Consider the following 11,981-nt stretch of genomic DNA (forward strand, 5'->3'; position numbering starts at 1 on the left):
TGGCGCCCCGCGTGCAGGAGAACCGGACCGGGCAGGCGGACCCCGGGGGGCCCGAGCGCCCTCCCGCCCTACGCTCCCAGCCCGGAGAGCGACCCCGTCCCGTCGTCGCCGAAGGTCGTGGTGGGCACGCCGAACATGTTGAGCAGGGCGATGTAGAGGTTCGCCAGCGGCTGGCCCCCGAAGCGGATGTGCCGGCCCGGCGCGAGGGCGCCGCCCGCACGGCCCGCGAGCAGGATGGGCAGGTTCTTGTGCTCGTGCATGTTGCCGTCGGCGATCTCACTGGAGAAGTACGCGGCGGTGTGGTCCAGCAGCGTCCCGTTCACCTCCTGCACGCCCTTCATGCGCTGGAGGAGGTAGGAGAACTGCTCCACCTCCCACTTGTCGATCTTGGCCAGCGCGTCGTAGTTGGCCTGGGCCCGCTGGTGGTGCGAGTACGCGTGGTGCTCGCCGGTCAGCCCCAGGAACGAATACACGCGCTCGCTGCGCGCGTTGCCCAGCATGAAGGTGCACGTGCGGGTCAGGTCGCACTGGAACGCGAGCACGATGAGGTCCAGCATCGCCTTCGTCTTCTCGCGCACGTCCACGGTGTCCGCGGGCTCGGTGACGGCGCCGCACGTGGGGCCCGCGCCGTCCATCGCGTTCACGCGCAGCTCCAGCTCGCGCACGCCGGTGAAGTATTCGTCCAGCTTGTGCTGGTCCGTGGCGCCCAGCTTCGACTGGAGCGCCTTCGCGTCGTCGCGCACGGCGTCGATGATGCTCAGGCCATACGCCTTGCGCTTCGCCAGCTCCGCCTGCGTGGCGCCCGGGTCGAAGTCCGCGAAGAGCCGCTCGAAGGCCGCGCGCGGCTTCGTCTCCTTGGGCACGGGGCTGGACGGCCCCGCCCAGGCGATGTTGTTCGCGTACGGGCACGCGTACCCGGAGTCGCAGTTGCCAATGCCCTTGCCCTGGTCGATGCCCAGCTCCAGCGACGGGAAGCGCGTGGCCTTGCCCACCGCGTTCGCCAGCACCTGGTCCATGGAGATGCCGGTGTGGATGTTGGTGCCCTCCGTCTTGCGCGCCTTCACGCAGGAGAGGAACGCGGACGTCGCGGCGGCGTGGTGGCCGTCGCCGTCCGGCTTGCCGGGCAGGTTGTTCAGGCCGCTCAGCACCAGCAGGTCGCTCTTCACCGGCGCCAGCGACGCGAGCGTGGGCGTCAGCGAGTAGTTCGCGCCCTCGTCGTCGGGCGTCCACTTGGGCATGTGGATGCCGCAGGGCGTGTAGAAGGCCACGAAGCGGCGCGGGGCCGGTGGGGCGGCGCGGGCCGTGTTGGGGCGCATGACGTCCAGCAGGGGCAGCGCCATCAGCGCGCCCATGCCGCGCAGGAGCGTACGTCGGGAGAGGGTAGGGGTGCGGCTCATGGTTTGGGTGCCTCCGCCTCGCCGTGCCGCCGCAGGAACGCGTCGCTGCGGACGATGGCGAGGATGTAGTCGGTGAGCCGGCCACCCTGGGACTCGGCCTGCTGGGAGATGTCGCGCACGGTGCAGCGGTCCTGGTCTTCCGCGCCGCGCCCCAGCGCGTAGGTGAGCAGGTGCCGCGTCATGCACGCGGACAGGTCCGGGTCCTGCTTCACCACCTCGCGCATCTCCACCACGCCGTTGAACGACTTGCCCCCGGGCAGCTCGCCGCTGGGGTCCACCGTCGCGCCGCCTTCTTCCTTCGTGCGCCAGCGGCCCACCGGGTCGAAGTTCTCCAGGCCGAAGCCCAGCGGATCCATCAGCGTGTGACAGCCCGCGCAGGACGGGTTCGCGCGGTGCTGCGCCATGCGCGCCTTGATGTTGAGCGTGGGGTCCACCGCCGGGGCCAGCCCGCCCGCGTCAGGCGGTGGCGGAGGCGGCCCCTTGCACAGCAGCTGCTCCAACACCCAGACGCCGCGCTTCACCGGCGACGTGCGGTCCGGGTTGGCGGTGACGGTGAGCAGCGCGCCCTTGCCGAAGAGGCCCGCGCGCTCCGGGTGGTCCTTCAGCTCCACGCGCGTCATCGCGGAGGTGCCGGGCCTGGGCATCCCGTAGTGCGTGGCCAGCCGGTCGTTCACGTAGGTGAAGGGCGCGTCCAAGAGGTCCTCGATGCGGTGGTCGCCGGTGATGAACTCCTGGAAGACGAGCTGCATCTCCTGGCGCATGGCCGCGCGCAGCGGTTCGTCGAAGCCGTAGCGGGACTCCGGCTGGGAGAAGTCGAGCGCGCGCGTGTAGAGCCACTGGCCCGCGAAGTTGTCCACCAGCGCGCGGGCCTTGGGGTCCACCAGCATGCGCCGCACCTGCGCCTCCAGCACCTCCGGCTCGTGCAGGTGGCCGCCCTCCGCGGCCTGCAGCAGCGCTTCATCCGGCATGCTGCTCCAGAGGAAGTAGGACAGGCGGCTCGCCAGCTCCAGGTCGCTCACGGGATGCGGCGCGAGGGAGGTGGGGGCGGGGTCCAGCTCCACGCGGAAGAGGAAGTGCGGCGACACCAGCGCCGAGCGCAGCGCCAGCTTCACGCCCACCTCCGGCGTGTCGCCATGCTGCCGGGCCAGCGTGACGAACGCGGCCAGCCGCTCCACTTCTTCCGGCGTGACGGGCCGGCGCCAGGCCCGGCGCACGAAGGTCTTGAGCAGCTCTTTCGCGCACGCTTCCGGTTGGGCCGGGTCGAGCGCGCACGTGTTGAACGCGCCTCGCGCCCACGCGGCGTCCACCAGCACCTCCGCCGCGCGCGAGTACTTCTCCATCAGCAGCGGGGACATGCTGAGCACGTCCGCGTTGTTGTCGAAGCCGAAGCCGTGGTCGTCCGGCGGGAAGTCGCTCGCGGGCGAGCTCGTGTCCCCCAGCAGGTCGCGCACGGTGTTGTTGTATTCGGCGCGGTTGAGGCGGTGCAGCGTGACGCGGCCCGGGTCGCGCGCCGCCTCGCGGCACTGCGCGTCCTGCGGATCCACGGGCGTGTTGTCGGGGGCGTCCGGCCCCGGGAGCACCCTCGCCTTGGGAGGTGAGCCGTTGCAGCCCACGGCCAGCAGCACCGCCGCCGCCGCGAGGCTCCTCCTCCGCCATCTCCAACCGCTGGCCCTCACGTCGTGCACGCCTCCTCCGGGCCGCGAAAGGCCCCCGGCGAGCGCGCACCCAAGCAAATCCCTCACCAACGCCGCGTGACGACGGGCCGACGCACGGCTCCATCTCCGGGGGGGAGATGGGGACGCGCGGGGGAACGGATGGGGAAGAACCGTTCCGCGGCCGGGCTGGGTCCTGGGAGTGGGAGGCACCGCGCGCCGACTCCTGCCTCGATGGGCGGGGCAGGCGGCGCGGCGTTCCCGGAAGCGGGCGGGGAGGCGCGGCCCGCTCCCGGGGATGCAACCCGCGTTACTTCGAGTCCTTCGCGGTGCCCGTCGTCTTCGGGGCGCCGTCGAGGTACGCGCGGTAGGCCTCGAAGCCGTAGGGCCGGCCGAGGAAGTCCTTCACCAGCTCCGCGGCGGGCCTGGAGCCGCCGGGCTCCAGCACCGTCTTGCGGTACTGCATGGCCGTGTCACGGTCCAGGTAGCCGTTCTCCTGGAACTTCGACTCCAGGTCCTTCGCGATGACGGAGGACCAGAGGTACGTGTAGTACGCGGCCGAGTACCCATCCAGGTGCCCGAACGCGAGCTCGAAGTGGGTGCCGTCGCGGTACTCGTGGCGGAACGGGGACAGCTTCTTCTGCAGCTCCGCCAGCACCGCGGCCGTGTCGAAGCCCGGCGTGCGCGAGTAGTACTGGAGGCTGACCGCGGACAGGAACAGCTGCCGGCGCGCGTACAGGCCCGTGCCGAACTCCTTCGACGCGCGCAGCTTCTCCACCAGCTCCGCGGGGATGGGCTCGTTGGTCTCGTGGTGCTTGGCGAAGCTCTTGAGCACCTCCGGCTGCTCGGCCCACTGCTGCAGGAGCATGGACGGCGTCTCCACGAAGTCGCGCTCCGTGGAGATGCCGGAGATGGGCGTCCACTTCTGGTGGCCGGAGAAGATGGCGTGCATCAGGTGGCCGAACTCGTGGAAGAAAGTCTCCACCTCGTCGTGCGTCATCAGGTCGCCGGGGCGCGGGAAGTTGCACACCAGCACGCCCTCCGGCAGCCGCTTGCCCTCTTCCCCCGTGACGAGGTCGAACTGCGCCGCGTGCTTGTACTTGTCGTCGCGCGGGTGCATGTCCAGGTAGATGCGGCCCAGCGGCTTGCCGTTGTCGACGACGTCATACGCCTCCACGTCGGCGTGCCACGTCTTCGCGTCCTTCACCGGCTGGAAGGCCACCCCCCACAGGCTGGAGGTGATGCCCATCACGCCGTCCTTCACCCGCGCGTACTCCAGGTAGGGCCGCACCGTCTGCGAGTCGTAGCCGAACTTCTCCGCGCGCAGCCGGTCCTCGTAGAAGTCCTGGTCCCACGGCTCCACCACGGTGGCGCCCTTCACGTCCTTCTTCTTGCGCGCCAGCAGCTCCGCCATCTCCTTCTTCGCGCGAGCCTCCGTGGCCTGCGCCAGCTGGTCGATGAAGTCCGCCGCCGCCTGCTGCGTGCGCGTCATGCGCGTTTCGGTGGTGAAGGCCGCGTAGGAGTCGTAGCCCAGCAGCTTCGCCAGCTCGTCGCGCTTCTCGATGAGCTGCGCGAGCACGGCCTGGTTCTTGGGGAACGCGCGCTGACGGTAGGTGCGCCAGAGCTTCTCGCGCGCCTTCGCGTTCTTCGCGTACGTCATGAACGGGAAGTAGTCCGGGTAGTTGCTGGTGATGACCACCTTGCCGTCCGCGCCCGGCGCGTGCGCCTTCTTGTAGTCCTCCGGCAGCCCGTCCAGCTCCTTGGGCGTGAAGGCCACGCTGCGCGTGTCCTCCGCGATGTTCTGCCCGAACTGCTGGCCCAGCTTGAGGATCTCTTCATTGAGCGCCTTCACCTTGGCGCGCGTGGCCTCGTCCCGGTCCACGCCCGCGCGGCGGAAGTCCAGGAGCGTGCGGTCCATCCAGTGGCGCGTGGCCTCGTCCGCCTTGGACAGGTCCACCAGCGACAGCGCGTCGTAGACGCCGCGGTCCTGCGACAGCGCCACGCTGGCCGCGTCCACCTGCTGCTCGCACTCGCGGGACGCGTCGCGCATGGCGGCGTCCGGGTGCACCTCGTGCGTGAGGCTGGAGCGGTTGGCCGCGTTGATGATGGCCGTCTGCGCTTCGTCGTACGCCTTGAGGACGCCCTGGCCGTTCGTCTTCGGATCCAGCTTCTTCAGCGCCACCACCTGCGCCTGGGCCCGCTCCAGGTCCGCCTTGCACAGGGCCTTGAATGCGTCCGGCGTGCCCGCGAGGGACTCCGAGCCCTTCATGGGCGCCACCTGGGGCTTCGCGGCGTTGGCCGCCAGGCGTGCCTGGGCCTCGCGGTTCTGGGTGATGCTGCCGTTGGAGCAACCCGTCGCGGCGAGCGCCGCCAACACGGTGAGTGCGGGGATTCTCAAGGGGACTTCCTCCACAAGGGGAACGACGTGCTTCGCGAGGGCCGTCATGCCACATCCCCGCCCCTTCGCGCCCGTCCGCCGTGAAGCGCCAGGCGGGCCCCTGGCGCCGGCCGGGTGCCTGGAGGCCCCCCTGACGCAGCCCGCCTTGAGTCCCGTCCAACCGCCCGGTAATCCGGCGCTCGCCTCGAATTCCATGAATGTGATCCTGGCCGGAGGGTGAACACCGATGCGCAAGGCTCTGGGTGGTGCTGTCGCGGCGTTGTTGTTGTGGGGCTGTGGTGGCGCGGGCACGGAAGCCCCGCCGGCGCCCCCCGAGGGGCTGTCGCTCAACACCGGCACGGGGCTGACCGAGGGCACGTGGGCGCATGACGGGCAGGCGGTGTCCTTCGCCTCGCGCGAGGTGGAGCCCGGTGTGTACCGCGTGGAGGTGCGCATGCACGGCATGACGCTGACGGGCCTGATGGACCCGGCGTCGGGTGTGTCCACGCTGGACGGCTTCGCGGATGCGAATGTGCAGGACACGCAGGTGGTGGACGCGGACCGGCAGGCGCTGAGCGCGTTCTACGGGGCGCTGAACCAGGGGTTGCCGCAGGGTGACGCGGCGGCGCCGGAGGCCATGTACCTGCGCCGCGCGGTGGGCCTGTGGGCGCAGCAGCCCACGAGCGTCACGCTCAAGCGCACGGTGATGGGCGAGCAGGGCCGCGGCTACACGATGCTGTGCAGCTACGCGAAGTGCGCCGGCAAGTGGACGGGCAGCTGCGGCGGTACGTACAACTGGTACTCGTACGCGAAGCACGACTGCAACGTGGGGGGCTTCGACAACCCGAGGAACCAGCAGATCGCCCAGCTGGGTGATCACACGACGTGCAGCGGCGATGAGTACTACATGAACGGCACCACCTGGGTGTGCGGCGAGCCGGACCACTGGTCGCGCCCCAAGGTGATGGGCAACTGCTTCGGCCGCTGCGGCGGCGGCTGCGGCGGCGACACGCAGTACACGCTGGACGCCACCAACCACGACGGCTGCGTGCGCAACGGCCACATGCTGGCGTCCGCCTACTGCGATGATCAGTTCGTGTCCGCGTCGGACGACGAGCTGTTCGCGCCCAACTGCTACTGAGCAGGATGGGACGCGCGGTGAGACACGGGGTGGGGGCGGCGGGGCTGTGGCTCGCCGCGCTCGCCGTGCCCGGTTGTCCGTCCACGACGTCCTCCAAGGCGGAGGCAGGCGAGGCGGCCGTGCGCCGCTTCTTCCAGGCCCTGCCTTCCGGGGACTGCGCGGTGCTCGGCCCCATGTTGGTGACGGGGCAGGGCGTGCCTTCATGCGAGGAGACGGTGAAGGACCTGCGCGAGCACAACCTGGGCCTGGTGGACGTGCTGGACGCGAAGGTGGATGGCCGCGACCCGAACGCGGTGGTCGTGCGGGCGCGGGTGTCGCAGGGAGGGACGGAGCGCGCGGAGCCGTTCCTCTTCCGGGTGGAGCGCCAGGGTGACGGCTGGCGCCTTCGGTTGTAGGGAGCGTGGACGATGCGGAACCGCGATCGGGTGATGCTGGGCGGCGCGAGCGTGCTGGTGATTGCGCTCGGCGCCGTGCTGCTGTGGCCGGCCCGGAAGGCCCCTGGGGCGTCCGGTTCTGACACACCCCAAGAGGCTCCCGCGCCGGTGACGGCGGCGCCGGTGTCGCCGGAGCGCGCGGTGACGGTGCGGACGCCGGACTCCGCGCCGCCGCACGCCACGGTGGTGCCTTCCGCTCCCGGAGATGTGCCGCCGGAGCCGGAGGTGGCCAACGCGCCGCCGCAGCAGAACGACCCCATTCCAGAGGAACTGCCGCAGACGGCGCGCTGGAAGCTGGAGAAGACGGAGCACATCGCCACGCTGCTGGGGCGCGACGTGTCGCGGCTGGAAGGCGAGCGTCAGGAGGCGAGGGCGCGCGGGGACAAGACCCGCGGCGACCAGGTGGACGCGCTGCTCCAGCGCCACCGCCTCCGCCTGGAGGAGCTGCGCGAAGAGGCGCGCACCCTGGCCGAGGCCGCGCGGAACGAACCGCCCGAACCCTGACGGAAGGGGGGAGGGCTCCCCGCCGGGGGCGCTCGGCGAAGACCTGTCCGACAGTCGGACAGGTTTTGACGACCGGGCCGGGGGCCCTGCTCCCGCTGATCCGCGGAGACCTGTCCGACAGCCGGACCGGTCTCGGAGCGCGACCGGGGAGGTGGGCCGCATGCCCTGGGACCTGTCGGCCGCGATGCCCGCCCGCCTGTCCTCCAACTGGCACGCCGCGCCCGCTTCACGGGACGGCCCCACCGCTTCGCGCTGGGAGTACGAGCGCTTCTGCCGGGAACCGCCAGGCCCTCACATGGGCGTGACAGGCATGGCGCGACATGCGCATAGAAAAGGAGATGTCCGTTACCGCGACTGCCTCCACCGCACCGTCCAGCACCCCCTCCATTCGAGGCTCCCGGCTGGCATCCATCGCGGTGGCCAGCGCGCTGTTCATGGAGTTCCTGGACTCCACGGCGCTGTCCACCGCGCTGCCCACACTGTCCGTGGCGTTCGGCACCGACCCCGTCCACCTCAAGCTGGCGCTGACGTCGTACATCCTGGCCCTGGCCGTGCTCGCGCCCGCGAGCGGGTGGATCGCCGACCGCTTCGGTCCGCGCCGCGTCTTCATGACCGCCATGGTCGTGTTCCTCGCGGGCTCCGTGCTGTGCGGCTTCTCGAGGACGCTCGCGCAGCTCGTGGCCTTCCGCACCCTGCAGGGGCTGGGCGGCGCGCTGATGACGCCCGTGGGACGGCTCATCGTCGTCAACTCGGCGCCGCGCGAGAAGCTGGTGTCCGCGATGAGCTGGTTCACCATGCCCGCGCTGGTGGGGCCGCTCCTGGGGCCGCCGCTGGCGGGCTTCATCCTGGGTGTCGCGGACTGGCCGTGGATCTTCTTCATCAACGTGCCGGTGGGCGTGCTGGGCATGTGGGCCGTGGCGCGCTTCGTGCCGCCGCTGAAGCAGCCGGACCCGGGCCCCTTCGACACGAAGGGCTTCGCCATCGCCGTGGTCGCCATCACCGCGCTGATGGGCGCGGCGGAGACGGTGGGCATCGGCCTGGTGTCGTGGCCCGTGCAGGTGGGCATCTCACTGGTGGCGGTGGGCGCGCTCGCCTCCTACGTGCGGCACGCGCTGCGCACGCCGCGCCCGGTGCTCAACCTGCGCCTGTTCCAGGTGGACACCTTCCGCGCCAGCATGGTGGGCGGCGCGCTGGTGCGCATCGGCCTGGGCGCGACGCCCTTCCTCCTGCCGCTGCTCTTCCAGGTGGCCCTGGGCTGGGGGCCGCTGGAGGCGGGGCTCGTCACCATCGGGACGGGGCTGGGCGCCTTCGCATGCAAGCCGGTGGCACCCGCGCTCATCCGCCGCGTGGGCTTCCGCCAGACGCTCATCGCCTCCAACCTGCTGACCGCCGCGCTGACGGCGGTGCCCGCCTTCTTCGGACACGGCACGTCCATCCCGGTCATCATCGGCGCGCTCGTGTGCAGCGGCTTCATGCGCTCCTTGCAGTTCACCGCCACCAACACGGTGGCCTACGCGGACATCCCCAAGGAGGCGGTGAGCAACGCCTCCACCATCGCGGTGGTGACGCAGCAGATGGCGCTGAGCGTGGGCATCAGCTTCGGTGGCCTGATGCTGCACGTGGCGCGAGGCGGCGGAGACGTGCGCCTCACGCCGGACCGCTTCCTCCTGCCGTTCCTCGCCATCGGCGTCGTGTCGTCGCTGGCCGGGCCGCTCTTCCGCCGGCTGCGTCCGGACGCGGGCCAGCACATCGGTGGCCGGGCCGCGGCGCGCGGCTGAAGCGTCCGTCAAACGACGCCGCCGCCGCCGCAAGACTTCCGCCCGAGCCTCCGCTGGAGGGCGGGCGGGCAGGCAGCACCCCTTTTTCCCACCTTCATTCGTCCCGCCCTCCCCCCCAGTTTCCCGGCGGGGAATCGAACGGAGGGGGTGGGAATGGGTTGGGCGGCACTCACAGGGCTCCTGCTCGCGGGCATGACGGCGGCGACCCCGCCTTCGGCCGTCCCGGTGCGGGGGGGCAACGCGCTGACGCTGCCCGCGCACCGGCACATCGTGCGCGTGTCCCGCAGCGAGGGCTCCGTGCTGCTCGCGGCCGTGCAGCAGGGCGGGCAGGACGGGCACGGCCTGCGGCTGTTCCGCAGCGACAACGGCGGCAGCAGCTGGAAGCAGGAGGGCATCATCCACGACGGCTCCACCTACGACCGCGCGGACCTGGTGGCGGTGGGCAAGGACGTGGCGCTCGTCTACGCGGTGGAGACGCCGGACAGCCAGGGCATCAGTGGCTCCACGTCCCGCGACGTGTACTTCCAGTGGTGGCGCTACAGCGCGTCCAAGAACCACTGGCTCCCGGACAGGCCCGTGCGCGTCTTCGACTCCACCAGCTCCAGCACCGCGTACTACCGCGCGGAGCTGGCGCGCGACTCGAAGGGCCGCTTCTGGGTGCAGGCCTTCTTGCGGGAGAAGGACGCGAGCAACACGCTGGTCATCTCCGTGAGCAGCGACGGCGGCTCCACCTTCCGCACGCAGTCCGCGCTCGCGCGTGACATCCCGAAGCGCGGCGGTGGGCGGCTGATCAGCCTGGGCAGCCGGCTGATGATGCTGTGGAGCTCACACGACGGCCGCGACACCACGCACTACCGCATCCGTGATGACAGCGCGGCTGTGTCCAGCTGGTCCTCCACGCGCACCGCCTTCTCCGACGGCATCTACCACGGGGCCGCGATGAGCGCGGTGGCGGACGGGAAGGGCGGCCTGCACCTGGTCTACAAGGACAACTCCGAACGGCTCCTGTACCGCCGCTTCGACGGCAACGCCTTCGGTTCTCCGGTGAAGGTGCTGGAGGACGGGGACTGGGCCTCGCAGCCCGCGCTCGTGCGCATGGGCAGCAGCCTGTACCTCTTCTACAACCAGCCCCGGAGCGACGGCACCGGCTACCGGCTGTGGGTCCGCGCGCTGTCCTCCAGCGGCAAGCCGGGTGCGGGCAAGGAGCTCGCGTCGGTGTCCGGCTTCGCGGGCTACCCGGCGGCGCCGGACGTGCTGCCCTCGGGCGTGCCGCTGATGTGCTTCTTCGGCATCGAGCCGTCCTCCGGCTCCAGCGACCGGCTGTCCTTCTTCTCCATCAACGCGTCGTCGCTCAAGTCCCGGTCCGTCGCGGCGAAGCAGGCCCTGGCCGGCGACGAGGACGACGCGCGCTTCGCCGCCAGCGGCGGCTCCGGGTTCGAACCGCCGCAGGACCCCGGCGCGCTGGCGAGCGCCGCGACGAGCCCCGCACAGCAGGCGATGGCCGCCGGGTGTGGCGGTGGCAGCGCGATGCTCGCGGTGGGCGTGACGTTCTTCCTGATGGAGCGGGGCCGCCGCCGTCGCACGCGGCTGCTGCCCGGCTAGCGAGGCAGGGCCTCCCCGAAGCGGCGAGGCCAGGCCTCGAGGAAACGAACGCGGGCGGTCTCCCCGGGATGCCTCCCGAGGGGAACCGCCCGTGTGCGCGTCTCCCTGCGAGGGGAGACGCGGGAAGCGCGCGACGGTCAGGTCGTCGCGGGAGCGGAGTCCTGCGCGTCGTCCGGACCCGCATCGTCGGCGTCGCTGGCGCCGTCGGATTCCACCGGCGCCGTGGAGGCACCCTCCGCGCCCGGCGCACCGGCCGCCTGGGGCTTCTTGCCGCCAGCGCCAGGGGGCGGAGACTTGCGGGCGGCCGCCGCGGCCTGCCGCGCCTGCTCGCGCGCCTTCTGCGCGACCTTGGGCGTGGGGGCCAGGATCATGAACATCTGCCGGCCTTCCATGCGCGGCAGCTGCTCCGCCACGGCCACGTCCTTCAGGTCCTTGATGACGTCATCGAGGATGGCGCTGCCCAGCTCCTTGTGCGTGATTTCACGCCCGCGGAACTGGATGACGACCTTGGCCTTGTTGCCCTCTTCGATGAACCGGCGGGTGTTGCGCACCTTGAACTCGTAGTCGTGCTCCTCCGTCTTGGGACGGAGCTTCACTTCCTTGAGCTGGATGACCACCTGTGTGCGCTTCGCGTCCGAGGCCTTCTTCTTCTCCTCGTACTTGAACTTGCCGTAGTCCATGATCTTGCAGACTGGCGGCTTGGCCATGGGGCTGACCTCGACCAGGTCGAGCCCCTCGGTGCGAGCCCGCTCGAGCGCGGCCTCGAGGGTCATGACGCCGAGCTGCGAACCATCCGAGCCCACGACACGGACTTCACGCGCGCGGATGCGGCGGTTGGTTCTCTGGTCCCGGTTGGGACCGCGGCTGCTGTTTCTCTGTTCGCGAATGATGTGAACATCCTCCAAAAAGGGTTAGCGGACCCACCACCCGTGAAGATGTGGCGGACCCTCCAATGTGGCAGTCCCCTCCGGCGGAGAAGGCAGGCAGGCGTGCCTTCCGCCCCTAGGGGCAGGGAGACGTGCAACGGACTCTATCCGGTTCACGTCCCCCCGGGGCAAGGTAACGCGGGGCACCCCCCATTCCCATGACCCCCTGT

Annotated in this window: 9 protein-coding genes; 5 read left to right on the forward strand and 4 right to left on the reverse strand. The window is 70.9% G+C overall.

Features of this window, described 5'->3' with window-relative positions; genetic code table 11:
• Positions 1-68 precede the first annotated feature (68 nt).
• The 3 genes from KYK13_RS01315 to KYK13_RS01325 all read right to left on the reverse strand — a co-directional run bounded on the left by KYK13_RS01315 (position 69) and on the right by KYK13_RS01325 (position 5,318).
• The gene (locus tag KYK13_RS01315; RefSeq protein ID WP_223641191.1) at positions 69-1,397 is read right to left on the reverse strand and encodes a DUF1552 domain-containing protein; all 1,329 of its coding nucleotides are present in this window, start codon (positions 1,395-1,397) and stop codon (positions 69-71) included.
• Complete coding sequence (locus tag KYK13_RS01320) at positions 1,394-3,082, reverse strand: DUF1592 domain-containing protein (protein WP_223641194.1); 1,689 nt, start codon at positions 3,080-3,082, stop codon at positions 1,394-1,396. Before KYK13_RS01320 ends, KYK13_RS01315 begins: the two co-directional genes overlap by 4 nt.
• A 277-nt stretch (positions 3,083-3,359) precedes the next feature.
• Positions 3,360-5,318: a M3 family metallopeptidase gene (locus KYK13_RS01325; RefSeq protein ID WP_223646460.1), complete on the reverse strand. Its 1,959-nt coding sequence runs from the start codon at positions 5,316-5,318 to the stop codon at positions 3,360-3,362.
• Positions 5,319-5,673: 355 nt separating this feature from the next.
• Between KYK13_RS01325 and KYK13_RS01330 the strand changes: the two genes are divergently transcribed.
• From KYK13_RS01330 to KYK13_RS01350, 5 genes are all read left to right on the forward strand, one after another.
• Positions 5,674-6,567, forward strand: a complete 894-nt coding sequence (locus KYK13_RS01330; RefSeq protein WP_223641197.1) for a hypothetical protein — start codon at positions 5,674-5,676, stop codon at positions 6,565-6,567.
• A gap of 17 nt (positions 6,568-6,584) precedes the next feature.
• Positions 6,585-6,962 carry a hypothetical protein gene (locus KYK13_RS01335; RefSeq protein ID WP_370645262.1) on the forward strand — a complete coding sequence of 126 codons (378 nt, stop codon included), beginning with the start codon at positions 6,585-6,587 and terminating at the stop codon, positions 6,960-6,962.
• 12 nt (positions 6,963-6,974) lie between these two features.
• Positions 6,975-7,505 (forward strand): hypothetical protein, encoded by a 531-nt coding sequence (locus tag KYK13_RS01340; protein ID WP_223641203.1) that lies wholly within the window; start codon positions 6,975-6,977, stop codon positions 7,503-7,505.
• Positions 7,506-7,825: 320 nt separating this feature from the next.
• Positions 7,826-9,283 carry a DHA2 family efflux MFS transporter permease subunit gene (locus tag KYK13_RS01345; RefSeq protein WP_370645264.1) on the forward strand — a complete coding sequence of 486 codons (1,458 nt, stop codon included), beginning with the start codon at positions 7,826-7,828 and terminating at the stop codon, positions 9,281-9,283.
• 153 nt (positions 9,284-9,436) lie between these two features.
• Positions 9,437-10,885 carry a sialidase family protein gene (locus tag KYK13_RS01350; RefSeq protein ID WP_223641206.1) on the forward strand — a complete coding sequence of 483 codons (1,449 nt, stop codon included), beginning with the start codon at positions 9,437-9,439 and terminating at the stop codon, positions 10,883-10,885.
• 137 nt (positions 10,886-11,022) lie between these two features.
• Here the strand turns inward: KYK13_RS01350 and infC are convergent, their stop codons facing one another.
• Positions 11,023-11,775, reverse strand: coding sequence for a translation initiation factor IF-3 (gene infC / locus KYK13_RS01355; RefSeq protein ID WP_223646464.1), 753 nt, complete (start codon positions 11,773-11,775; stop codon positions 11,023-11,025).
• Positions 11,776-11,981 lie beyond the last annotated feature (206 nt).

Origin of the sequence: Corallococcus sp. EGB, from assembly GCF_019968905.1 — a bacterium.
Lineage (GTDB): Bacteria > Myxococcota > Myxococcia > Myxococcales > Myxococcaceae > Corallococcus.